This is a genomic window from Streptomyces sp. NBC_00435 (assembly GCF_036014235.1).
In the GTDB taxonomy this organism is placed as follows: domain Bacteria; phylum Actinomycetota; class Actinomycetes; order Streptomycetales; family Streptomycetaceae; genus Streptomyces.
Genome location: NZ_CP107924.1, coordinates 7,717,947 through 7,740,459 on the forward strand (window position 1 = coordinate 7,717,947; position 22,513 = coordinate 7,740,459).

Annotated in this window: 20 protein-coding genes and 1 pseudogene; 9 read left to right on the forward strand and 12 right to left on the reverse strand. The window is 73.3% G+C overall.

Annotated elements, in window-relative coordinates; all coding sequences use genetic code 11:
- Positions 1-3 precede the first annotated feature (3 nt).
- Positions 4-1,455, reverse strand: coding sequence for a hypothetical protein (locus tag OG389_RS34780; protein ID WP_328303084.1), 1,452 nt, complete (start codon positions 1,453-1,455; stop codon positions 4-6).
- Positions 1,456-1,904: 449 nt separating this feature from the next.
- Here OG389_RS34780 and OG389_RS34785 point away from each other — a divergent pair, with 449 nt between their 5' ends.
- The gene (locus OG389_RS34785; protein ID WP_328303086.1) at positions 1,905-3,251 is read left to right on the forward strand and encodes a radical SAM protein; all 1,347 of its coding nucleotides are present in this window, start codon (positions 1,905-1,907) and stop codon (positions 3,249-3,251) included.
- Here the strand turns inward: OG389_RS34785 and OG389_RS34790 are convergent.
- The 3 genes and pseudogenes from OG389_RS34790 to OG389_RS34805 all read right to left on the reverse strand — a co-directional run bounded on the left by OG389_RS34790 (position 3,152) and on the right by OG389_RS34805 (position 7,658).
- Positions 3,152-3,678 (reverse strand): annotated as a pseudogene (locus tag OG389_RS34790) (YczE/YyaS/YitT family protein). The gene OG389_RS34785 and the pseudogene OG389_RS34790 sit on opposite strands and share 100 nt — an antisense overlap.
- A 126-nt stretch (positions 3,679-3,804) precedes the next feature.
- Positions 3,805-7,278: a molybdopterin-dependent oxidoreductase gene (locus OG389_RS34800; protein WP_328303092.1), complete on the reverse strand. Its 3,474-nt coding sequence runs from the start codon at positions 7,276-7,278 to the stop codon at positions 3,805-3,807.
- A gap of 203 nt (positions 7,279-7,481) precedes the next feature.
- A complete protein-coding gene (locus OG389_RS34805) occupies positions 7,482-7,658 on the reverse strand; it encodes a SpoIIE family protein phosphatase (RefSeq protein WP_328303094.1) in 177 nt (58 codons plus the stop codon).
- A gap of 113 nt (positions 7,659-7,771) precedes the next feature.
- Between OG389_RS34805 and OG389_RS34810 the strand changes: the two genes are divergently transcribed.
- On the forward strand, positions 7,772-8,284 hold the full coding sequence (locus tag OG389_RS34810; protein WP_328303096.1) for a hypothetical protein: 513 nt from the start codon (positions 7,772-7,774) through the stop codon (positions 8,282-8,284).
- 156 nt (positions 8,285-8,440) lie between these two features.
- Positions 8,441-8,887 carry an STAS domain-containing protein gene (locus OG389_RS34815; RefSeq protein WP_328303098.1) on the forward strand — a complete coding sequence of 149 codons (447 nt, stop codon included), beginning with the start codon at positions 8,441-8,443 and terminating at the stop codon, positions 8,885-8,887.
- Here the strand turns inward: OG389_RS34815 and OG389_RS34820 are convergent.
- On the reverse strand, positions 8,839-9,072 hold the full coding sequence (locus OG389_RS34820) for a DUF6213 family protein (protein ID WP_328303100.1): 234 nt from the start codon (positions 9,070-9,072) through the stop codon (positions 8,839-8,841). The two genes, OG389_RS34815 and OG389_RS34820, sit on opposite strands and share 49 nt — an antisense overlap.
- Before the next feature lie 233 nt (positions 9,073-9,305).
- On the opposite strand from OG389_RS34820, the gene OG389_RS34825 reads away from it, so the two are divergent.
- Positions 9,306-10,043, forward strand: a complete 738-nt coding sequence (locus OG389_RS34825) for a VOC family protein (protein ID WP_328304328.1) — start codon at positions 9,306-9,308, stop codon at positions 10,041-10,043.
- A gap of 7 nt (positions 10,044-10,050) precedes the next feature.
- On the opposite strand, the gene OG389_RS34830 is transcribed toward OG389_RS34825, so the two are convergent.
- Both OG389_RS34830 and OG389_RS34835 read right to left on the reverse strand, forming a co-directional pair.
- Positions 10,051-11,040, reverse strand: a complete 990-nt coding sequence (locus OG389_RS34830; protein WP_328303102.1) for a S66 peptidase family protein — start codon at positions 11,038-11,040, stop codon at positions 10,051-10,053.
- Positions 11,041-11,124: 84 nt separating this feature from the next.
- Positions 11,125-11,379 (reverse strand): hypothetical protein, encoded by a 255-nt coding sequence (locus OG389_RS34835; RefSeq protein WP_328303104.1) that lies wholly within the window; start codon positions 11,377-11,379, stop codon positions 11,125-11,127.
- Positions 11,380-11,430: 51 nt separating this feature from the next.
- On the opposite strand from OG389_RS34835, the gene OG389_RS34840 reads away from it, so the two are divergent.
- Positions 11,431-11,565, forward strand: a complete 135-nt coding sequence (locus tag OG389_RS34840) for a hypothetical protein (protein WP_328303106.1) — start codon at positions 11,431-11,433, stop codon at positions 11,563-11,565.
- 48 nt (positions 11,566-11,613) lie between these two features.
- Here the strand turns inward: OG389_RS34840 and OG389_RS34845 are convergent, their stop codons facing one another.
- Together OG389_RS34845 and uppS are read right to left on the reverse strand one after the other, a co-directional pair.
- Entirely contained in the window at positions 11,614-12,972 is a 1,359-nt protein-coding gene (locus OG389_RS34845) for an oxygenase MpaB family protein (protein ID WP_328304330.1), read from the reverse strand.
- A 140-nt stretch (positions 12,973-13,112) separates the two neighbouring features.
- The gene (gene uppS / locus OG389_RS34850) at positions 13,113-13,802 is read right to left on the reverse strand and encodes a polyprenyl diphosphate synthase (RefSeq protein ID WP_328304333.1); all 690 of its coding nucleotides are present in this window, start codon (positions 13,800-13,802) and stop codon (positions 13,113-13,115) included.
- A gap of 390 nt (positions 13,803-14,192) precedes the next feature.
- On the opposite strand from uppS, the gene OG389_RS34855 reads away from it, so the two are divergent.
- Entirely contained in the window at positions 14,193-15,611 is a 1,419-nt protein-coding gene (locus OG389_RS34855; RefSeq protein WP_328303108.1) for an MFS transporter, read from the forward strand.
- Between the two features lie 49 nt (positions 15,612-15,660).
- Here OG389_RS34855 and OG389_RS34860 read toward each other — a convergent pair whose 3' ends face one another.
- A complete protein-coding gene (locus OG389_RS34860; RefSeq protein ID WP_328303110.1) occupies positions 15,661-16,236 on the reverse strand; it encodes a DinB family protein in 576 nt (191 codons plus the stop codon).
- 27 nt (positions 16,237-16,263) lie between these two features.
- On the opposite strand from OG389_RS34860, the gene OG389_RS34865 reads away from it, so the two are divergent.
- Both OG389_RS34865 and gap read left to right on the forward strand, forming a co-directional pair.
- On the forward strand, positions 16,264-17,265 hold the full coding sequence (locus OG389_RS34865) for a GlxA family transcriptional regulator (protein WP_443059391.1): 1,002 nt from the start codon (positions 16,264-16,266) through the stop codon (positions 17,263-17,265).
- Between the two features lie 137 nt (positions 17,266-17,402).
- Positions 17,403-18,401 carry a type I glyceraldehyde-3-phosphate dehydrogenase gene (gene gap / locus OG389_RS34870; protein WP_328303112.1) on the forward strand — a complete coding sequence of 333 codons (999 nt, stop codon included), beginning with the start codon at positions 17,403-17,405 and terminating at the stop codon, positions 18,399-18,401.
- 69 nt (positions 18,402-18,470) lie between these two features.
- Here gap and OG389_RS34875 read toward each other — a convergent pair whose 3' ends face one another.
- Entirely contained in the window at positions 18,471-20,009 is a 1,539-nt protein-coding gene (locus tag OG389_RS34875; protein WP_328303113.1) for a DUF6056 family protein, read from the reverse strand.
- Positions 20,010-20,276: 267 nt separating this feature from the next.
- Between OG389_RS34875 and OG389_RS34880 the strand changes: the two genes are divergently transcribed.
- Entirely contained in the window at positions 20,277-21,773 is a 1,497-nt protein-coding gene (locus OG389_RS34880) for a hypothetical protein (protein ID WP_328303114.1), read from the forward strand.
- A 34-nt stretch (positions 21,774-21,807) separates the two neighbouring features.
- On the opposite strand, the gene OG389_RS34885 is transcribed toward OG389_RS34880, so the two are convergent.
- Positions 21,808-22,251, reverse strand: a complete 444-nt coding sequence (locus OG389_RS34885) for a hypothetical protein (protein ID WP_328303116.1) — start codon at positions 22,249-22,251, stop codon at positions 21,808-21,810.
- Positions 22,252-22,513 lie beyond the last annotated feature (262 nt).

Below are 22,513 nucleotides of genomic sequence, written 5' to 3' on the forward strand. Positions count from 1 at the left end.
GCCTCAGCCCTTGGTGATCCTGACGACGCCGGTCTCCGTGCCCTGGTAGAGGGTGCCGTCCGGGCCGGTGGTGCCGGTCATCTGCAGCGGGTTGTAGACCAGGCCGATGCCCAGGAACGAGCTGGTGAGCTGCGCGCCCGTGGCCGGGTCGAGCACCGAGTGGTGGTACGAGGCGAAGGTGTTGAGCCCGGCGCTGCCCGTCGGCCCGGTGACCGAGACGGTGTAGATCCTGCCGTCGGCCACTGAGAGCCGGGGCAGGGCCGCGGACTTCACGGAGCTGTTCCACACCAGGTCGCAGCCCGTCCCCTCCGCGTTGACGTCGACCCGGCTGAGGCCGCCGTCGAAGTTCGCGGAGGCCGGCTGGCTCGCCGGGGCACCCTCGGGCAGGGCCGGGTAGGGGTATCCGTAGGTGTTGGTGACGAACACACTGCGACCGGAGGCGATGACGGCGTCCTCGGTACCGCTGTTGGAGTACTGGGTGAGCACCGGAGTGGCGCAGATCGGAGTCGGTCCTGCGTCCACCCGGTAGACGAGGAGGTTCTCGTGCGGGGCGGCGTTGTCGGTGATCGTGACGTACTCCGTCCCGTCGCGCGGCCCGAAGAAGCTCGGGGTGGCGCCGGTGCCCCAGCTGAGCTGGCCGGGCTTGCGGGCCGGTCCGCGGTCGTACGGGGCGCGCCAGTCGATGACGGGAGTGCCGTCGGGCGCCTCGGACAGGAGGTAGAGGGCGTGATCGGTGGCGACCGCCGTGTGGCCCGGAACGGTGGAGATGCTGTTCTGCACACCCTCGCCGGTGGCGACGGTCCGCACCGCGCCGGTGTCCGTGTCCGCGGTGCCGATCACGCCGCCGGTGGTGGCGAACCAGACCTTGCCGTTCCAGGCGGGGGCCAGGCCCACGATGTTGTCGCCGGCGGGGACGGCGCCCGCGAGCGGGGTGGACCGGTCGACTGTCAGGGTCCAGCCGGAACCGCCGCGGTGGTGACCTATGCGGACCAGGTTGCTGTTGCCGTCGACGGCGACCAGGCGGTCGTTGTTGTCGAGGTAGGAGTAGACGCCCCCGAACAGGCTGCCCTTGGGCAGGGCGAGGGAGGCCAGGTCGGCCCCGTTCGCGGGATCGATCAGGTGCGCGGTCGGGGTCTGCCCGAAGATGGTGGTGCACAGCGTGACCACGTAGCCGTCGGCGCCGACGACGATGGTCGGGCAGGCGGATGCCAGCGCGGTGCGGGAGTAGGAGATCTTCCCGGTTCCGGGGCCCGGATAAGGCGTGGTGTCGCTGGAGGCGCTGTCGCCGTGCATCCCGGCGGTGCCGTTGCTCGCGGTCGCGGGGTTGCGAGGGGGCAGCGGACCGTACGCCGTGGTGTCGGCGTGGACACTGGTGGCCGTGGTGGCGAAGGCGCTCAGCGCGACGGCGAGGGTGAGCGCGGCGAAGCGCCCGCCCGCGGGCAGGGAGAACGGCATGGGAGTCCTAGAGCGAGGAGAGATCGAGAAGGGGAGGATGAGACGGTGAGGACGCGACGGCGAGGCGGGAAGGCGATGGACTGCGCGGTCAGCTGACGCGGCGACAGCCAGTTGTGGTGGCCCGGGCCGTGCTCCGTATGGCGGTGGCTCACCAGAACGGTTCCAGCAGCGACGCTAGCCGGTGGTTTCGGCGCTGAACCAGCTCCCCGGGCCACACCGCACAGCATGTTCATGCCCCCGCAGCACTCGCGAAACAGTCCGCCCGCACGCCCCGGTGCGGCAGCGGGCGGCGGGCCGCCTCGCCGCGGCCGCCGTGGCCAACGGCCCGGATTCACCACCGCGCGACACCGTCATTACAGTGATCCGTGCGAGCCGGCCCGCGTCGGCGCGACGAGTGGGGCGCGTGTTGCCGAGCGCCCCGCGAGGAGGATTCTGGAATGGAGCCGCAGATGGAGAGTCCGAGCCGTACCGCGCTGGTCGAGGGCCTCATGGGCCGCTTCCCGCACGTGCCGCGGGAAGCGGTGATCAAGGAGGACCTCCTGCGCGGCGGCATGGCCTTCGACGAGTCCGCGCTCAGCGGAACCGCCGACGGGGCCTCGGGCGACGTGAAGCCCAAGTCGTACTTCATCTTCTCCTTCGACCACCGCACGCTCCCGGAGCTCGGCGCCGCCGCCCTCAACCGGCCCCCCGAGGAGATCGTGCTGACGGGCGGCCCGTACGAACTGCGCCGCACCGTCGTGTCCGTACGGGTCAATCCGGACTCCCCGTACGTCGTGCGCGGCGGTGAGGACGGCGCGCTCGGCCTGTACCTGGACGGCGTACGGATCGCGGACGTCGGCCTGCCGCCGATGCCGGAGTACTACCGGCACACGCTGTCCAACGGCAAGTCCGTCATGGAGGTGGCGCCGACCATCCAGTGGGGCTACCTCATCTACCTGACGGTCTTTCGGGTGTGCCAGTACTTCGGCGCCAAGGAGGAGTGCCAGTTCTGCGACATCAACCACAACTGGCGCCAGCACAAGGCGGCCGGCCGCCCCTATACGGGCGTCAAGCCGGTCGAGGAGGTCCTGGAGGCGCTGGAGATCATCGACCGGTACGACACGGCGGGAATCTCCCGCGCCTACACCCTGACGGGCGGCTCGATCACCTCACAGGTCGCAGGCCGCGACGAGGCCGATTTCTACGGTCACTACGCGAAGGCCATCGAGGAACGCTTCCCCGGCCGCTGGACCGGCAAGGTCGTGGCCCAGGCACTGCCCCGCGACGCGGTGCAGCGTTTCCACGACTACGGCATCAAGATCTACCACCCGAACTTCGAGGTGTGGGACCGGCGGCTCTTCCAGCTCCACTGCCCGGGCAAGGAGCGCTACGTCGGCCGCGACGAGTGGCACCGCAGGATCCTGGACTCCACCGAGGTCTTCGGCCCGCGCAACGTGATCCCCAACTTCGTGGCCGGCATCGAGATGGCCGAGCCCTTCGGGTTCACCAAGGTGAGCGAGGCGATCGAATCGACCGCCGAGGGCCTGCGCTTCTTCATGTCGCACGGCGTCGTACCGCGTTTCACCACCTGGTGCCCGGAACCGACGACACCGCTGGGCAAGGCCAATCCACTGGGCGCGCCGCTGGAGTACCACGTCCACCTGCTGGAGACCTACCGGGCGACGCTGGAGGAATTCGGCCTGAGCTCCCCGCCCGGCTACGGTCCGGCCGGCCCGGGGCGCGCGGTGTTCTCCGTCAGCTCCTTCATGGACAGCCTGGAGGGGATGGAGGAGAAGGAAGGGACGGAGCTGTTGTAGACGAAGCGGGGCATGAGGAACTGGGTGACCGGGCCGACGGCGAGCGCGTACAGCACGGTACCGACGCCGACGGTCCCGCCGAGTGCCCAGCCCACGAGGAGCACGGTGATCTCGATCAGCGTGCGGACCGACCGGATGGAGCGTCCGGTGAGGGCGGCCGCCCCGGTCATCAGGCCGTCCCGGGGACCGGGCCCGAGGCGCGCGCCGACGTAGACGGCGATGGACAGGCCGTCGTTGAGGACGCTCCACGGGTTCAGCCCCAGTGCGGCCCGGACCATCAGCGAGAGGCTGATCCGTACAGGGCGAGGCCCGTGAACAGTTGCGGCAGCCGTCGCAGCCGTCGCAGCGGACGCTCGCCGAAGCGGACGTAGGAGAACTGGGACACGGGAGTGCCGGTGCCGGTGCTGTTGGTGGGGTCCTGCTGCATCTCTCGCCTCTGTGTGGTCCGGCCGGCCCGGCTCCGGGCCGACGGGACGGGACTGCAGGCAGGACGGACCACCACGGCACGGCCAATTCCGGGGAATTGGCCCGCCACGGCCCCGCCGCCGGCTGATCAGAGGTCGAGGACCAGGTCCGACGTGGGGACGGACTGGCAGGTGAGGACGTCGGTGTCGGGGAGGTCCTCGGACGGGGTCACGAGGTGGGCCGCCGTGCCCTTGAGCACGGTGCAGGCACAGCTCTCGCACTGGCCCAGCCGGCAGCCGCTCGGCATGCGGACGCCCGCGGCCTCACCGACGGCGAGGAGGGGGCCGTCGTTCTTGCGCCAGGTGGTACTGCGTCCGGTACGGGCGAAGGTGACCGTGTACTCGGCGCCGTCGGGAACGGTCACCTCCTGCCGGGCCGCCCGGAACTTCTCGCTGAACACCTCGAAGCGGGGAACGCCGCGGGCGGTCAGGGCGCGGGTGAGGGCGTCGAGCATGGGCTCCGGGCCGCACATGTAGAAACGGGCGCGGCGGTCGAAGAGCCCGGGGTCGATGTCGTCGACGGTGATGAACCCGGCGCGGTCGTAGTCGCGGCCCCGTACGTCCCCGGCTCCGGGGGCGGCGTAGTGGTCGACGACCGTCAGGGCCGGAACGCGGGCGGCCAGTTCGCGCAGACGGTCCGCGAAGGGGTGGTCGGCCGCGTTGCCGTTGCCGTAGTGCAGGACGACTTCGGGGACCGTACCGCCCGTGGCCGCGAGGGTTTCGAGGTAGCTGAGGAACGGGGTGATGCCGATGCCGCCGGCGAGCAGCACGACGGGCCGGTCGGTGTGCGTGGGGACGGCGAACACGCCTCCCGGGTTGGCGAGGTGGAGCCGGTCGCCGACCCGGAGCCGGTCGTGGACGCGGGTGGAGAAGGCGCCGCCGGGGACCCGGCGCACGGCCAGCTCGTAGCCGGTGCGGCCGGCCAGGACGCCGGGTCCGGTCAGGGAATAGCTGCGGCCGTCCGCCGGATCCTGGACGGTGCCGTCCGGGGCCTCGGCGCGGACGGTCAGGTGCTGGCCGGGCCGGTAGTCGGGCAGGGCTCCGCCGTCCTCGGGCGCGAGGCGCAGCCCGCGGACACCGGGTCCCACGTCGGTGAGGGCCGTGACCGTGAAGGGGCGGGTCCCGGCCCAGGCGCCGTCGCGGGGCGCGGGGGAGATCCGGCAGGCGGCGGAGCGCAGCGGCACGGATCCGCTGAGGGGGTCGGTGGTGGTGTGGTCGACGAGCCGGTTGAAGTTGCTGCCCGTGGGACCGGTCGGATCGGCTCCCGGAAGGGCGAGGTCGGTGGCGTCCTGCCACCAGCCGTACTCTCCGACGGCCACCGAGGGATGCAGGGAGTCGTCGAAGCGGGCGCGCAGCCGGATGGAGCCGAGGCGCGTGGCCACGTCGACCCACTCGCCCTCGCCGATGCCTTGGGCGGCGGCGGTGGCGGGGTGCAGGTCCACGCAGGGATCGGTGGCCCGGCGGCGCAGCGAGGTCAGGGAGCGCTGCTGGCTGTGGACGAAGTACCCGTGTTTGGCGCAGGTCAGCACGAGGGGGTACGAGGCCTCGGTGGGAGCGGGATCGTGGTGCTCGGGCACCGCCGGGTAGCCGTGCTCCAGCAGCCGCTCGGAGTACAGCTCGACGCGGCGCGTGGGCGTGGCGAAGCCGGCCACCGCGTCCGCGGCGCCGGGCACGGGGACGGCGTACTTGCGGTGGACCTGCTCGCGGGGCACCCGGACACCGCCCGGCCGGCGACGCAGCTCCTCGGTGGTCAGGCCCAGGGGTTCGAGCTGCCAGTTCCAGGCGGCCTCGATGTCCCCGTAGAAGAACTCCCCGCCCATGCCGAGGCGGCAGGCGAGGTCGAAGACGAACTCGGTGTCGCTGCGGGACTCGCCCTGGGGCTCGACCATGCGGGGCCGTAGCTGGACCTGTTCCTGGGCGCGGTGGCTCACCTCGAAGCCGAAGCGCAGCGCTTCGTGCTCGTAGGCGCTGTTGACCGGGAGCACGATGTCGGCGCTCGTGCTGGTCGGATTGTGGAAGAGGTCGAGGTGGACCTGGAAGTCGAGTGAGCGCAGCGCCCGCGCGGTGCGGTCCGATCCGGGCTGGGAGACGACCAGGTTGGAGCCGAAACCGATCAGGGCGCGGACGGGGTAGGGGCGGCCCGTCTCCACGGCGGTGCACAGGTCACCGGCGTTGATGTAGCCGAAGGCGGGCGGACCCAGTGGGTGCTTGTCGAGGCCGAGGGCCTTGGCACGCTGTTCGGGAGCGAACTGGGCGAAGTTCGCGGCCGGGTTGTAGTGCGGGGCCGGGACCACGTGGTTGCCACCAGGCGTGTCGTAGGAGCCGGTCAGCGCGTAGAGGGTGGCCAGGGCCCGTTCGGTCTGGGCGGCGTTCGTGCTCTGCCCGACTCCGGTCCAGCCGTAGTACGAGACCGAGGGCGCGGCGGCGATCTCCGCGGCGAGGGCGCGGATCTCCCGCTCGGGTATCCATGTCGTGGCCGCGACGCGGTCCGGGGCCCAGGCCGCGCAGGCGGCGGCGTACCGCTCGAAGGCCGGTACGCAGTCGATGACCGTGCCGTCCCGGAGAGTGATCCGCCGGATCCCGCGCAGTGCGAAGCGCTCGGGGCGGTCGGCGGCCCGGGTGGTGTCGTACGGCTCGGCCCGGCCGGTCGCGTCGTCGAAGACGGCGAAGCCCGCGGGGCCCGGGTTCCCGACCTCGCAGGGGGCCTGGCCGGGGAGCTCACAGGCAAGGTCGTCCGGGAGCGTGTCCGGGACCGTGCCCGGGAGTTCGTCCGCGCGCAGGAATCGCCCGGTGTCGGCGCGGACCAGGAGCGGGCCGTTGGTCCAGGTGCGGACGAAGGCCTCGTCGTAGCCCCCTTCGGTGATGAGCAGGTTGGCCAGTCCCAGGGCGAGCGCGGCGTCGGTACCGGGCCGGACGCGCAGCCAGTGGTCGGCCCGCAGGGCGCTGGTGGAGCGGCGCGGGTCGACGACGGCGAGTTTCGTGCCCGCGGCCTGCGCGGCGGACAGGGCGGCGGACTGGGCGAGCCAGGTCTTGGCCGGGTTGAAGCCCCACAGCAGGGCGAGCCCGGCGTTCGCGTAGTCGGGCGGAGGGAGCGGCGAGCCGAAGGTGAAGGCGTGCGCGAAGTCCTTGTGCCAGTTGCAGAGCTCCGCGCTGTACACGGTGTTCGGGCTGCCGAAGCGGCGTACGAAGCGCTCGATCCACTCGGTGGCGTCCGAGACCATGGTCCCCGAAGGAGTGGCCACCGCGAAGGCCACCGACTCGGGTCCGGTCTCCCCGGCGATCGTTGCGATCCTCTCGGCGATCTCGCCCATCGCCTCGTCCCACGAGACCGGAACCCAGCCCGGATCCGGGTCCGACTTGGGGTTGGTCCGGCGCAGCGGGGTGGTCAGCCGGCGCGTACTGTGCGCGATCTCGGGTGCGGAGCGCCCCTTGGGACACATCGCGGTGCCGGTCGGATGGCCGGGGTCCGGGCGCACCCCGGTGAGCCGGCCGTTCTCGATGGTGAAGATCGCGCCGCAGCGCGATTTGCAGAGGGTGCAGAACCCCTTCTTCTCCTCGGACACGGCGGCCTCCCGGTGTTGCGCGTTCCTGCTTCCATTCGACAGCCGCCGGGCGGGCCGGAACAGCGCCGATGGTCTCCTTCGCACCCCCCGTACGTCCCGGCGGCACCGGGGCCCTTCGCCTCGGGTGGCCCGGGTCCGCAGCGGTCAGCCGCGGCGCACCCGGGCCACGAGGACCAGCACTGAGCCGGCGCCGACGGTCCGGGTCAGGGCCAGGTGGCCGCCGGGGCCGGTGCCCAGCGGCGGTCCGGGGGGAAACCCGGGAGCAGGAGGGTGCCTCCGGCGGGGCGGATCAGCGCGGGAGGCAGGTGGCCCGCGTTGACGTAGGTGCACGTGCCGCCCGCCGGGTCCACGAGGGCGGGCGGACAGGTGGCGACCCGCATGGTGGCCGCAGCGGGCGGACACCGCGTCCCAGTCCCCGGGGGCCGGATCGGTACCGGCCGAGGTGCCGTTATCGTTCGGATTGCCGCCAGGCACGATCGAGGGAGGCCCGCGGGTGTCCGCTGTGGATTTCTACGCACACGTCGCCACCCGCTGTGACGTGCTCGGGGCGGGGATCGGCGTCGGCCCCGACGGCTGGGAGGCCGCCGCGGGGGCGGATTTCCTCGATGTGCCCGATCAGGGCCTCCTGCGCCGGGACCACGGTCTGGTGGAAGCCGGTTTCGCACCGGACGAGCGGGGACGGATGTCCTGCTTCGGCTTCGGCGTGAAGATCCATCGGCTGCTTCACGACCAGTCGCCGAACACCGTGCCGTCACCGCTGCTGCGGACGTACGGGGTCTTCGCGCCCCGTGTCCCGTACGCGGAGCTGCGGGACGCCGTCCTGGCTCTGGGCCACGCGCTCGAGGTCGACGACGCGTCGGGCGACATCCACCGCTACCGCGTGCCGGGGTCGGTGGCCCGCGTCCACGTGATCGCGGACCCCGATCCCTACGGGTCGGGCGACCCGGATCCGGACGGCCATCAGATGGGCGACGTGTGGTCCATCGACGTCTGGCCGGCCCGGTAGCCGGAACCCCGGCCGCCCGCTGACCGCGGCGCCGTCCGGGTGCCCGCGGTCCGGCGTGTCCCGGGACAAGCGGGAGCGGGCGGCGCACGATGTCCTCACCCCGGGCCGCAAGGGTGGGCGGGGGTGGGCCGTGGCTACCTGGAAGGACACCGCACCGTGAGGACCTCGTGCGAGACGGTGGTCGAACACCGTGGATCGACCGTGCTGGTCTGCGTGACGGGCGAACTGGACGTCACCGCGGAGCACGCGCTCCGTACCGCCCTGCACGCGGTCCCGCCCGAGACGTCGACCGTCCTGCTGGACGTCCACCGCGTCACCTTCGTGGACTCGGCCGGGCTGCTGCTGTTCCTCGCGCTCCACCGGCGCGCGGAAGAACTCGGGCTGCGGGTCCTCGTGGCGGGCTGGGGAAGCCAGCCGACGCGCCTCATGGCCTCGATGGCCGCGCTTCCGGCCGACGGGGCGGGCTCCACGCCCGCGGGCGACCTCGGCGGATTCCGCCGGCTCGTCGAGGAGCGGCTCATGCGGGAGCGGACCGCGGTGGGCAAGGGGCCGTTCTACGGATCCGGGACGGACGCGAACGCGATGCATTCGACGTCGATCTGATCGGCGACCTCGGTCAGCACGCCGGACAGGTCTCGGACGGTCCGCTCGTCGGCGTGGATGTCCCCGATGCCCATCGATTCCGTCCAGTCGACCGCGAGGCGGCGCAACAGGGTGGTGACGTGATCCGCGGGGATCAGCAGTGTGCCGTCGTCCGCGGGGATCAGCGGTATCGATACCTGGATCATGGGTCCGCCTCCGGAAGCGTCCGGGTGTGTCACCGAGCGGTTACCCCGGCAGCCGGGAGCCAACCCCGTGCGGCCCCGGCCCGGCCGGGATCGCCGCCGCGGTCGCCGTCGCTCGGGCATCTCCCCACAATGGACGCGGGTAGTCATGCCCGTCCGCACTCTCATGGATGAGGTGGGTGACCGTGTCGACGTCGAGTCACGAGGTGTTCGGCGCGCCGTGCTGGGTGAGCCTCATGGCCAGGGACCTCGCTGCCGCCGAGCGGTTCTACGCGGCCGTGCTGGGCTGGGAATTCCGCCGTACGAGCTTCGGGGAGGGCTTCTCGGTCGGCTTCCGGGACGGCGCTCCCGTGGCGGGCATCGGCGCAATGGCCGGGCGCCTGGGCCTGCCGGTCGCCTGGACGCCCTACTTCGCCGTCGAGGACGCCGACCTCACGGCGGCGCGGATCAAGGAACGCGGCGCGACGATGGCGGTCGGCCCCCTCGCCTTCGGTACCGGGCGCGCCGGCCTGGCCGCGGACCCCGCGGGGGCCGCCTTCGGGTTCTGGGAGGGTGAGGTCATTCCCGACTGGACGGTGGGCCGGGAGGGTGCGCCGGCCTGGCTGGAACTGCGGACCCGCGACGCGTTCGCCGCGGCCATCTTCTACGGTGAGGTCCTCGGCTGGGCCGGGCGGCGGCCCGGCTGCTGCACCGTCTCCTACGAATACGACCGCGTCGTCCTGCGACACGGCCGTGACAGCGTCGCCCGCATCAGCGCCGGAGCCCTCGAGGAGGACCCCGACCCGCAGGTCCGGCCGCGCTGGCACGTCCACTTCTCGGTGCCCGACCTGGAGGAGGCCGTCGAGGAGGCCAACCGGCTCGGCGGGCGGGCGGCCTCCCCGGTCGCGGCCTCCGGCGTCAGCCGCTCCATCACCCTGGCCGACGCCGACGGGGCGCTCTTCACCGTAGTGGCCCGGCAGGACGCGCCGGGCTGAGGCTCCCTCAGCCTTCCACGACCGCCGGCTCGAGCAGGGACAGGGTGCGGGCGTCCGCGTCCAGGTCCGCGCGGACGCCCAGGGGCAGCGGGAGGTTCGGCGAGGTGTGGCCGAAGTCGACCTGGGCGAGGACCGGGAGCTCGCGCCGCGCCAGGACGTCGAGGACCACGTCACGCAGATCGGCCCGGTTCACGCCGTCCCCGTACGGCGTGACCTCGCTGGGGATGCCGATCACCATGCCCGCGATCCGGTCCAGCACGCCCGACAGCCGCAGCGCGTGCAGGTCGCCCCAGATGCGCTGGACCGGTCGCTGCACTTCCTCCCAGAACAGGAGGGCGCCGTCGAACCGGTCGGCGGGCAGCGCGAACGGCGTCGCCTGCAGAAGGACCAGACGGTTCAGCAGGCCGCCGACCAGCGGCCCCTGCGCACGGCCGGGCCGCCACGTCTCCCAGGTGCCCGCCGCGGGGAGCGCGCCCGGCGCCTCGGCCTTGGTGAGCACCCGGGTGTACAGGTCCACGAGTTCGGACCGGCGGGCCTCGTCCCCCAGGGTGTACCAGTCGCCGCCGAAACCGTGGGTGGCGATGTCGGCGTGGAGACCGACGAGGCCGGTCGCGGCGTGCAACGCCATGTGCAGCAGCGAGATGTCGCTGTACCCGAGGATGGGTTTAGGGTCGGCGCGGATCGCGTCCAGATCGATCAGGTCGAGATAGCCGATGGTCGTCTGGCCGCCGGTGTGCGCGACCACGGCCCGCACCTGGGGGTCCCGGAGCAGGGCGTTGAGCTCGGCCGCCTGCTCCTGCGGGGTGCCTGACGCCCACCAGCGGTTCCTCGCCGGGTCGATCATCGGGCTGACCCGCACCCGGAAACCCATCCGCTCCAGTACGGCCACACCGCGGGCGAGCAGTGGTTCCTCGCCGGGCTCGAGCTGCCCGGACGGCGCGGTGACGACCACGAGATCACCGGGGCGCAGCGCGCGGGGACGAAGGATCGTGGGCATGGGGCCTCCTCGTTGATCGACAACGGCGGACAACCTCACGGGTGCCGCTGGTATTCCTCTTCCTCTACGTGACGACGCCGCCGGTCAGGCCAGGACCGCGGGCTTGAGCACGTCCTGGCACCACTGGCGGAAGCCGGTGGGTGCGGGCGCGCTCAGGGCGCTCTGCTCGGCGTCGTAGATGCCGTCGTTCTGTGCGGCGGCCATGTCGCGGGTGGCGACGACGGCGAGCGGGCGGTCCGCGGCGTTCGCCGTGGAGAACACGCCCTGCGTCCGGATGGCTTCGGCCTGGTTGAGGAAGTTCTCCATGAGGAAGGGCATGGCCAGGGCCCGGTAGTCCACCCCGGTCCCCTCGATGCGGTCGGCGGCGGGACCGCCCTCGCGCTCATCGCCATGCCCGAGGAGCGCCGGGACCCCGCCCTCTCCCGCCTGGCGAGGGAGGCGGTCATCGCCGCGATCACCACCGAGACCCCGGCACTGGCGGCCCCCGGGCCCGCCTCCGCACCTACGGCCGACCCCTGGCGGTAAGCGCCCGAGAGTACGGGCCGTGGGGCCGGGTGCCGGGGTGCGGGGGCGTCACCCCTGGGCGAGCAGCGGGTCGTACGCCCGTGACCGCTGGCGGCCGGTCATGAAGGACAGGAACTCCTTGACGAACGCGCTCCGCGAGTAGGCGGCGCTGCCGGTGTGCGCCGGGTCGCGGTGGAATCCGGTACGGAACAGCGCCCGGTACTCGTCGGCGTCGATGGACTGGTCGCCATCCTTGTCCGTGGCGTCGAACAGGACGTCGGCGAGCCTGATCAGGGCCGGCCCGGCCAGGCCGGGTACGGCCGCGGCGTACTCCTCGGCGCTGACCCGGCCGTCACCGTCGCGGTCCAGGGCCGTCTGCAGCTCCTTCCACCAGGCGGCGTACGCGTCGTACAGCCTGGTCTCCTCGGGCTCGTCCAGGTCGAGCCGGAGGGAGAGCTCGCGGGCCATGGCGGCGAGGTCCGGCCACTCCACATGGCCGTCGCCGGTCTGGTCCAGCACCGTACGGAAGAACTCCTCGGCGGTGCGCCCGGGACGGGGAGTCGCGGCGGGCTCGCGCTGGTCGGGAATCGGCGTGAGCAGCCGGATCAGCGCTCCGGCCCGCTTGACCCCGTCGCGCACGGCGCCGACGGCCCGGGCCCGGGGATCGTCGCTGTCCGGCGACAGGGTCAGCAGACCGGCGACCTCCTCGGCCTTGATCCACCCGTCGGGCAGGAAACGCGCCAGGCCGGCGACCAGGTAGGCCCCCTGCGTCAGCGTTCGGGCGCCGGGGAAGTCGGGCAGCCCCGCGCGACGGCGGAGGGATTCGGGGAGCGACGCGACGGTGATGGCCCCGATGACCGGCCCGGCGACCGCCCGACCGGCCGCCCAGACGGTGGGCAGGTCTTCCAGCAGGGCAGGCGCGGGGAGGTGGTCGAACAGTTTGTAGAGGATGACGCGCAGCGCCTCGGTGTTCTCCAGTTCCTCGTCGACCACGCGGTCGTAGTAGCCCCAGAACTCCTGCAGGGTGGCCGGGAGATGACCGGCTTCGTCCCCCATGGCTGTGAGGAACTCCTGGAACTCGCGGTACAGGCCCTCCATGGTGTCCTGGTCCAGCGGCTGGCCGCCGAGTCGGAACATGGTGACGGCGCTCTCGAAGAGGGTGGCCACCACCCAGGCCCGGACGTGCGGGTCCATGGCGTCGTAGGGCCGGTCACGGGCGTCGGTGCCGCTCAGCCGCGCGTGCAGCCGGTTCAGGCGCGCCGCTTCCCGGGCGCGTACCGCGTCATCGGCGCCGCACATGCGCTGCATACTCAGGAAGGTGTTGTGCAGCCGCCGCCACGGATGTGCCACGAAGGTCGAGTTCTCCATCAGGGCGGCGCCGATCTGCGGATGCGCCGTCTCCAGCACGGTCGCCCGGATGATGGCCAGGGCCCAGCGGGGATCGTTGAAGACCTGCCGGAACCGGGACTCCGGGCCGGATGCGGCCTGCCCGCCGCCGGATGAGCCGAATTCGCGGTCGGCGGTGGAGCCGGTGGGGGAGCCGGTGGAGGACGACGAGCCGGTGGTGGTCACGCTGTGGGAGCTCCGTTCAGGGACGGTGCGAGGCCGCCGAACCGGCGGTCGCGCTGCTGGTAGGTGTGCAGGCACTCCACGAAGTGCGCCGCGCGGAAGTCGGGCCACAGGACGGACGGGAAGACCCACTCGGCATAGGCGATCTGCCACAGCATGAAGTTCGAGACGCGCTGCTCGCCCGAGGTCCGGATGGCGAGGTCCACGTCCGGGGTGTCGGGGAAGGGGAGATGGGCGGCGAAGATCTCCTCGGTCAGGGCGTCGGCCGCCACGCCGTTCCGGATGAGCGACCGCGCCGCCTCGACGATGTCCCGGCGCCCGCCGTGGTCGAAGGCCACGGTCAGGGTCATGCCCCGGTTGGCCCCGGTGAGCGTCATCAGATCGTCGAAGTCCTGCGCCAGGGCCGCGGGAACCCTCGGGTCCGACAGGCCCAGGACGCGGCAGCGGATGCCCCGGGCGTGCAGCAGCGGCGCGTGCTTGCGCACCACCCGCCGCATCAGGTGCATGAGGAAGTCGACCTCGTCGCCCGGGCGTCCCCAGTTCTCCGTGGAGAACGCGTACAGGCTCAGCCACTTCACCCCGGCCGACCGGGCCGCCTCGATGACGTCGATCACCGTCGCCTCCGCCGCACGGTGGCCCGCCGTGCGCGGCAGGGCCCGCTGCGCTGCCCACCGGCCGTTCCCGTCCATCACGCACGCGACGTGCCGCGGCACACCCCTGCGCCGCCCCCCGCCCTGCGCCGGCGACGGGGCCGTGCCGCCGCCCCCCTCAACCCCCACGCGCCCGCCTTCCGTTGCCGCCGTGCTCACGAACGGCCGTGCCCGCACCTGAGCACGGCACGCACCTTGGCCTGAGCACCGGCTGATGGACAAGCAGCAGGATGCAGGAGCGCGGACCGGGGGGCGCGGGACTTCCCGTCCGTTCACTCCTACGTGAGCCCGACCGTGAGCCCGACCGCGAGGCGGCGCCGGGGCGGGGACCGCTTCGAAGTATCTTGACGTCGAGATTCATTTCCGGCAGGCTGCGGCCTGGGTATCTCGATATCGAGATACTTTTCGCCAAGGGCATGGGGGCCGGAGATGTGGCGCGCCGGGGAGAACGCGAAGGGCCGACGGGACGTGCGGGACCGGCGGGGTGACGCCGGACTGCTGGCCCAGCTGCGACGGCCGCCCGGGGGCCGCCCCGCGCGGATCATGCTGTTCGCGCAGCTGCTGGACCGGACCGGAACGGGGGTGTGGTCCGCGGCCTGCGTCCTGTACTTCACCTTCGTCGTCGGACTGGACGCCGGACGGCTGGGCCTGCTGCTGGGCGCGGCCGGCGTGGCCGGGATCGCCGGCTCACCACTGGCGGGCCACCTGGCGGAGCGGTTCCCGGTGCGCTCGCTGCTGATCGGCTGCCACCTGCTGCGACTGGCCACCCTGTGCGCCCTGCTCTTCGTCACCCGCTTCGAAGCGCTGCTGCTCGTCGTCGCGCTCACGTCCCTGGGCGACCGGGCGGCCAAGACGCTGGAGATGCTCTTCGCGACGCGGGTCGCGGGCGAACGGCGCGCCACCTACCAGGCGTTGTCGCGCAGTTCGGCGAACGCCGGCTACGCGCTCGGGGCCGGCCTCGCCGCGATCGGCCTCGCGGTGGGCACCCGCGAGGCCTACCAGGCCCTGATCCTGGCCAACGCCCTGTCCTTCGTCGTGGCCGCGGCACTGGTCCGGCGAACCGGCGAACCGGAGGGCCACGGGCGGATCGCGGCCCGCAACGGCGACACAGCGGTGCCCGAACGGGCTGCCGGGGCCGAGGCTGCCGGCGGCCCCGGCCCGGTGGACGGGCGGCCCGCGCCGAGCCCGTGGCGGGACCGCGGCTACCTGCGGTTCGTCCTGCTGGACATCCCGATGAACCTGGAGGACTCGATCCTCAACGTCGGGCTGCCGCTGTGGCTGGTCCACCACACGGACGCCCCCCACGCCCTGGTCCCGGCCTTCCTCGTGATCAACACCGTGCTCGTCGTCGTGCTGCAACTGCGCGTGTCGGAACGGTTCGAGGGGCCGCACCGGGCCGCGGGGGCGGTCCTGCTGTACGGGCTGACGGTGCTGGCCTGCTGCGTCCTGCTCGCGCTGTCGACGGGAGCCGGTACCTGGACCGCCTCGGCCGTCCTGCTTGTCGTGGCGGTCCTGGTCACGCTTGCGGAGCTGATGCGGTCGGTGAGCTCCTGGGAACTGGCGGTCTCCCTCGCCCCCCTGGAGGCGCGGGCGTCCTACCTGGGAGTGGCGGGCATGTCCCAGTCCGTGCAGAAGTCCGCCGGGCCGCTGCTCCTGACGGGCGCCGTGATGGCCGCGGGACCGGCGGGCTGGCTCGCCCTCGGGGCGGCGGTGGCGGGCCTGTCGGTCCTGCAACGGCGGTCGAGCGTACGGCGGCTGGCCGCACTGGAGGCACCGCGCGCCGTGGCCGGGCACGGCCGCGCGGGTCTTCCCGTACAGCCGGCGGCGAGCCTGTCCGAGCCGGCCTAGGGCCAGTCGGCGCGCGGCAGACGGAAGTTCGACGACAGGACCCAGGACCTCACTGGCCCACCCTGCCGTCGACGCACTCGCGCAGCAGGTCCGCGTGCCCGCAGTGCCGGGCGTACTCGTCGATCCGGTGCACCATCAGCTCCCGTACCGCGATCCCGTCCTTGCCCACCCGCTCGCCCAGGTCCGGATGCCCCGCCAGGGCCGCGTCGGTGGCCGCCTGCTCGCGCTCCAGGTCGCGGTACGCGGAGTCGACCACGGCCTGCTCGGCCACGGCTCCGTGGAAATCCGCGTCACGCGCGCCGTACAGCTTCGGCAGTGGATCGCCGTCGGTGATCCAGTTGCGCCAGTCCCGTTCCACCTCGGCCAGGTGGCGGACCAGGCCGAGCAGCGACATCGTCGACGGCGGGACCGACCGGCGGGCCAGTTGCTCCGCGTCCAGGCCCTCGCACTTCATCCGCAGCGTCAAGCGGTAGCCCGACAGGAAGTCGTCCAGCGTCGCGAGCTCGCCTTCCGGACCGGGTCCGGTGCCATGGTTGTCGCGGGGGTCGTCGTCCGGGTCGGCCCACATGTCGGGGTAGACGCTCGCCTGGGTCCATCGTGCGGGTTGATCAGTCATGCGCCCCATGGTCGTCCGTGGCGGCCGGGCCCGCCAATGGGTTTGTCGGCGGATCCGCCGGGCCCGCGTACGCTCTTCCCCGTGCCGTCCTCCCGCCCCCACCGCGTCGCCGTGCTCGTCCTCGAAGGTGCCAAACCCCTCGACGTCGGCATCCCCGCGCAGGTGTTCTCGAACCGCGCGAGCATGCCCTACGAGGTGCGGGTGTGCGGCGCGGCACCCGGGCTGGTGACCGGTGGTGACGGTCTGTCGTACTCCGTGGCCCACGGCCTCGACGCGCTCGCGTGGGCCGACACCGTCTTCGTGCCCGGCTACCGGTTCCCCGACCGCGAGGACCCGCCGCAGGCCGTGCTCGACGCGCTGGTCGCCGCCCACGACCGGGGAGCACGCCTGGCCGCCATCTCCACGGGAGCCTTCGCACTCGCCGCCACTGGCCTGCTCGACGGCAGGCGCGCCACCACGCACTGGCACTACACGCGGGCCCTCGCGGCGAAACGGCCGCTGGTCCGGGTCGACGAGAACGTCCTGTTCGTCGACGAGGGCAGCATCCTGACCTCCGCCGGCGCCGCCTCGGGCATCGACCTGTGCCTGCACATACTGCGCCGCGACCTCGGGGTGGCCGCCTCGAACCACACGGCCCGGCGGCTGGTCGCGGCCCCCTACCGCAGCGGCGGCCAGGCGCAGTACGTGCCGCGCAGCGTGCCCGAGCCGCTCGGCGAACGGTTCGCCGCCACGCGCGAATGGGCGCTGCACCGGCTCGGCGAGGCCCTCACCCTGGAGGTGCTCGCCCGGCACGCGGCGGTGTCGCCGCGCACGTTCTCGCGGCGCTTCGCGGACGACACCGGGTACACGCCCATGCAGTGGGTGATGCGTGCCCGCATCGACGTGGCCCGCGAACTGCTGGAGCGTTCGGAGCGGAGCGTCGAGCAGATCGCCGCGGACGTCGGCCTCGGTACCGGCGCGAACCTGCGGCTGCACTTCCAGCACATCCTGCGCACTTCGCCGAGCGAGTACCGGCGCACCTTCGCCCAGGGGGAGTGACCGCGCCCCCGCGCTCCCCTGCCTCCGAGCCACCACCCCCTGGCGCGATCCTTGCGGACAGTGGCGATCGCGCCGCTGTCACTGGCGTCCGCCGCGCGCGAACCTGGAGTCGAACCCAAGGGACAGGGAGACACACCATGACTCGCATCGCCATCAACGGATTCGGCCGCATCGGACGCAACGTGCTGCGCGCGCTGCTCGAGCGCGACAGCGCCCTCGAGATCGTCGCGGTCAACGACCTGACCGAGCCCGCCACGCTCGCGCGCCTGCTCGCCTACGACACGACCTCCGGCCGGCTCGGCCGCCCGGTGACCGTCGACGGGGACGTCCTCGTCGTCGAAGGCCGCCGCATCAAGGTGCTTGCCGAGCGCGAACCGGCGCAGCTGCCCTGGGCCGAGCTCGGCGTCGACATCGTGCTCGAGGCGACCGGCCGCTTCACCTCAGCCAAGGCCGCCCGAGCCCACATCGACGCCGGTGCCAAGCGGGTACTCGTCAGCGCGCCCGCGGACGGCGCCGACATCACGCTCGCGTACGGGGTGAACAGCGACTCCTACGACCCGGAGCTGCACACGATCGTCTCGAACGCCTCGTGCACGACGAACGCGCTCGCTCCGCTGGCCGCGGTGCTCGACGACCTCGCCGGCATCGAGCACGGCTTCATGACGACGGTGCACGCCTACACGCAGGAGCAGAACCTGCAGGACGGCCCGCACCGCGACCCCCGCCGGGCCCGCGCCGCCGCCGTCAACATCGTGCCGACCACGACGGGCGCCGCCAAGGCGATCGGCCTAGTGCTGCCGAACCTCGACGGGAAGCTCTCGGGCGACTCGATCCGCGTGCCGGTTCCGGTCGGATCGATCGTCGAGCTCAACACCACCGTCGCCCGCGACGTGACGCGCGAGGACGTGCTGGAGGCCTACCGCACGGCGGCCCAGGGCCCCCTCGCCGGTGTACTCGAGTACTCGGAGGACCCGCTGGTGTCCTCCGACATCACGGGCAACCCCGCCTCGTCGATCTTCGACTCGGCCCTCACCCGCGTCGAAGGCCGCCACATCAAGGTGGTCGCCTGGTACGACAACGAGTGGGGCTTCTCGAACCGTGTGATCGACACGCTCGAGCTCCTCGCCACCCGCTGACCCGCGGCTCCGCTGACGCACCGCCCCGCCGACCCGCCGCTTCCCCGGCCGGCCGGGCGGGGCCGTGGCTCAGGGCCGGTGGATCCGGTCGATGCCGTACCACTTCGACACGCAGGCGGAGACCCAGTCCCGCTGGTAGTTCCCCGTGAAGAAGGGCTCGGCGAGATTGCCGATGTACAGGGGCTGGTAGCCCACGTCCGTGGCGCCCCGCGCGTCCTCGGCCCGGATGCGGGCGTTCTGGGCGTCCCAGGCCACCGAACGGGTGACCGTGGCGGTCGTCAGATCCTGGACCTGCGGGACGAGCACGGCCACCGAGGCCAGCGCCAGGCAGCCCGCCGCCGCGCCCGCCGCGAGGAGCGTGCCGGCGGCGCGGCGGCCCCGGAGCCGCCGGCCGCCGCGCGCTCCCAGCAGTGCGCCGTAGCCGCACAGCGCCAGCTCCATCGGGACGAGATAGCTCGTCCAGGTGCGCGCGTACGTCCACCCGCTCGGTCCGTAACCGCTGCGCAGGCCCACCGCCACCGCGAGCGAGCCCAGTACCACCACCGGCACCGGGAGCAGCAGCAGGGCGATCAGCGTCCCGCGCGGGACGGTCCGGCGCGGCTCCCGCTTCTCGTGCTCCGCGGGCCCGCGGAGCACGCTCGCCAGGCCCAGGAGCACGCCGACCGCCGCTGCTCCCAGGTAGGCCCACTGGCCGGTGACGGTGTCCCACATGTGCAGCCAGTCCCGGACGATGCCCTTCAGCTCGTGCGCGGAGAGCAGGGACTCCTTCGCGGGCTGCTGGGCCCGCCGCCAGCGGGCGCCCGGGGAGGTGTAGAGCACGACCAGTCCGCAGACGAGCCCGGAACACCAGAGCAGGCACCAGGTGAACGGCTGCCAGTTCCGCGCCAGACCGAGGCGGGGCAGGCACAGCAGCCCGACCATGCCCGCGAGCAGCCCGCTGACCAGGGAGAACGGCTCACTCAGGGTGCCGAGCACGAAGCCGATGAGGAACGCTGCCGCGAAGCCGGCCAGGCGGACGGCCTTGCGGGGATGGCCGGCGGTCCGGATGGCCAGCAGCAGGGACCACGCACCGATGACGCTCGGGACGGTGTGGGAGATCGTGGCGGGGGCCCACAGCAGCACCTGATAGCTGCGGGTGCCCGCGAAGTAGAGCAGGGCCTGTACGACCAGGGCGCAGGCGGTCAGGGTCAGGATCCGGGGTCTGCCACCGAGGAAGCGGACGAAGTGACGCCCCAGCAGGACCAGGGCGACGGTGAAGGAGACGGCGATGACCGTCGGCAGGATCTTCGTCCCGGCCAGCCCGTCACCGTAGACGACACCGCTCAGGAAGGCGTTGGCGATCCGGCCGTTCTGCGTCATGTAGAAGTCGGAGGTGATGCCGAAGACGCCCATGTCGCGGGATTTCCACGCGGCGCACCAGTCGTCGGACGTGGGCCGGACGTAGAGGCCGAGGAAGCATCCGACGGCGACCAGGGCCCCGGCCGCCGCGACGAGCGTCGCCCCGGCCACCGGGAGCAGCCCGCGCGCCAGGGCCAGGCGGCCGCGTCCCGGGTCCGCCGTGCCGACAGGCGTACGGGGGTCCTCGTCCTCGGCCGCAGCAGTGCTCATGTACCAGCCCTTCGCAGCGGGGTCCGGCCGGGAGGCGGTCGATGCGCCCGCCGACCGCGGTGACCGACCGGCCCGCGGACACCCATGATGCGCACGGCCCGCGGCCACCGGCATCCCGGGTGCGCCAGGTCGGGTAACGCGGCCCGCGGCCCCCGCGGGACGCCTCGGTCACCCGGGCGGCGGGCGTGCCGTGGCAGCGACGGCACGGCTCTTCCAGGATGGGGAATCCGGGTCCTCGGGTACGGGGGCCCCACGGAGGGAGCGACGATGCCCGGTGTCCGGCTCGGCCGTTGTGCGGTCGTCACGGTGGCCTTGGCGAGCATCGCCGCTGCCGCGTGTTCCGCGGGCGGCCGCGCCGAGCGGCACCCCGGCGCGGCGCGACCGGTGCCCCCGGCCGGGCCGGTGCCGCCCGTCCGGCCGCCGGGCCACGAGGCCCGGGCCGGGCTCGAGCGCGCTGACGCGCGCCTGCTGGAACTCGCCGCTCCCACCGCGGGCCTCCTCGCCAGCACGACCGCCACCGAAGGCGTTCCGCCTTCCCTCGCCAGCGGCGCGCGGTACGTCGAGGGGAGCAACGTCCTGCGGCTGGCGTCCGGGCGGTGGCTGTACCTTCCCGAGTCCCGGGAGGCGTCGGCCGTGGTCGAGGCCGACGATCCGGCGGCGTGCCGGCAGATCGAGCGGAGCCGCGCCTGGCTGGCCTCCGGCCGGGTCCCCGGCAGGTCGCCCGCGCAGCGCGCGGCGGCCGGGCGGGCGCTGCTGTCGATGCGCGCCCTGCTCCGGCCGAACGGCGCCATGGCGGCGGGGTGGAGCGTGGGCTGGAACTACGCCTGGCCGCGCGACTCCAGCTTCGCCTCCGCCGCGTTCGCGCACACCGGCCACGATCCCGAGGCCTACCGGATCCTGCGCTACAGCGCCGCGACCCAGCGCGCGGACGGCACCTGGGAGGCGCGGACGGCGCTCGACGGATCCGGCCCGCCCGACAGCAGACTCTGGCAGCTCGACGCCAACGGCTGGGTGCCCTGGGCCACCTGGCAGTGGTACCGGACGGCCCCCGCGGCCGGCCGGCGGGCCCGGCTGACCACCCTCTACCCGATGATCCGCAAGGCCGCCGACCACGCGGCCGGTTCCCTGCGGGCGGACGGGCTGCCCCCGGCGTCCCCCGACTACTGGGAGCTGACGACGAGCACGCCCAACATCGGTACGGCCGCGCCGCTGCTCGCCGGGCTCAACGCCGCCGCGGACCTGGCCCGGGAGGCGGACCGGCCGCAGGACGCGGCGCGCTGGGCCCGGGCCGCACGGCGGCTCTCCGCGGGGATCTCCGCCCGGTTCGGCCCTGTGGGGTACGGGCGCACGGCCGACGGACGGCACGGGCACGACAGCGCGGTGGCGTTCCTGGCGCCCCCCTTCAACGAGGCCCCGGCCGGCCTGGCCGGGGCGCTGGACACCACGTACCGGGAGCTCCTCCTGCCCAACGGGGGGCTGACCCCGGGCAACGACCCGGCGGCGCGCTGGGGAGCGAACGCGTGGACGCCCAGTACGGCCTTCTTCGCACTCGCGTGGGCCGGCACCGGCAGGCCGGCGAAGGCCGGACAGGTCCTGGACTGGGTGCTGTCCAAGCGGAACACGCTGGGCGAGCTGCCGGAGAAGGTGGACAGGGAGGGCAGGCCGGCCTCGGTCGCCCCCCTCGCCTGGACGGGATCGATCACTGTCCTGTCCCTCGTGGCGCTCGACGGCACGAGACTGCCCACCCCGCCGCTGCGCCCGTAGGGCCGGGACGGCGCTGGAGGGCGGGCCCGGGGTGTCAGACGGGCTCCGCCCCGGCTTCGGGAGGCGGCGCGGTACGGATCCGCTCGAGCGCCGCCAGGAGGTGGCGGTAGGCGAGCCGTTCGGCCTCCACCGCCCGCCGGAGGGGCAGGGGGTAGGGGTCGCGGCCGGCCCGGGCCCGCGCCGCGGCGGCGGTACGGAGCTCCCGGGCCCGGTCCACCTCGTTGCGGGCACCGACGTACGCGGTGTCGAGGAGGCGGTGGTCGAGGACCTCGGTGAAGGCGCGCCCGGCCAGGGCGTCGAGCCGGTCGAGTTCGCCCGCGCAGCTCTCGGGGGCCTGCCCGGCGCAACCCTCCTCCAGGGTCCGGGACAGCGCGGTCAGCGTGGCCCCGAGCTCCGGGTACCCCCAGGCGGGTACGGAGTCGTTCCTGCATCCGGTGGCGAGGAGGAACAGCGCGGCGACGGAGGCCGCGGCGCGCACCGTGCCCGGTGCCCTGTGCCCGCGCCGGACCGGCCAGGGGGCCCTGGGACTCCCGGGCGAGGTGGCGGGACGGGCCCCGGGACTCCCGGGCGAGCTGGTGGGAAGGGCCCTCGGAGTCCCGGGCGGCGCGGAGCCGCAGGAGGGGGTCGGGGGAGTCCCCCGCCCGCTGGAGCAAGGGGTCATGGGAGCCCCGATCGGCGGTGGTCAGAGGGGGTCAGGAGCCGGTCTCGGCCGGGTTCCGACGTGGTCCGCCGTCATCGTC

Coding starts and splice junctions, on each gene's coding strand:
- OG389_RS34780 (WP_328303084.1), bottom strand. CDS start 1,455: ATGCCGTTCTCCCTGCCCGCGGGCGGGCGCTTCGCCGCGCTCACCCTC.
- OG389_RS34785 (WP_328303086.1), top strand. CDS start 1,905: ATGGAGAGTCCGAGCCGTACCGCGCTGGTCGAGGGCCTCATGGGCCGC.
- OG389_RS34805 (WP_328303094.1), bottom strand. CDS start 7,658: ATGCGGGTCGCCACCTGTCCGCCCGCCCTCGTGGACCCGGCGGGCGGC.
- OG389_RS34820 (WP_328303100.1), bottom strand. CDS start 9,072: ATGATCCAGGTATCGATACCGCTGATCCCCGCGGACGACGGCACACTG.
- OG389_RS34825 (WP_328304328.1), top strand. CDS start 9,306: ATGGCCAGGGACCTCGCTGCCGCCGAGCGGTTCTACGCGGCCGTGCTG.
- OG389_RS34830 (WP_328303102.1), bottom strand. CDS start 11,040: ATGCCCACGATCCTTCGTCCCCGCGCGCTGCGCCCCGGTGATCTCGTG.
- OG389_RS34840 (WP_328303106.1), top strand. CDS start 11,431: ATGCCCGAGGAGCGCCGGGACCCCGCCCTCTCCCGCCTGGCGAGGGAG.
- uppS (WP_328304333.1), bottom strand. CDS start 13,802: ATGGACGGGAACGGCCGGTGGGCAGCGCAGCGGGCCCTGCCGCGCACG.
- OG389_RS34855 (WP_328303108.1), top strand. CDS start 14,193: ATGTGGCGCGCCGGGGAGAACGCGAAGGGCCGACGGGACGTGCGGGAC.
- OG389_RS34860 (WP_328303110.1), bottom strand. CDS start 16,236: ATGGGGCGCATGACTGATCAACCCGCACGATGGACCCAGGCGAGCGTC.
- OG389_RS34865 (WP_443059391.1), top strand. CDS start 16,264: ATGGGTTTGTCGGCGGATCCGCCGGGCCCGCGTACGCTCTTCCCCGTG.
- gap (WP_328303112.1), top strand. CDS start 17,403: ATGACTCGCATCGCCATCAACGGATTCGGCCGCATCGGACGCAACGTG.
- OG389_RS34875 (WP_328303113.1), bottom strand. CDS start 20,009: ATGAGCACTGCTGCGGCCGAGGACGAGGACCCCCGTACGCCTGTCGGC.
- OG389_RS34880 (WP_328303114.1), top strand. CDS start 20,277: ATGCCCGGTGTCCGGCTCGGCCGTTGTGCGGTCGTCACGGTGGCCTTG.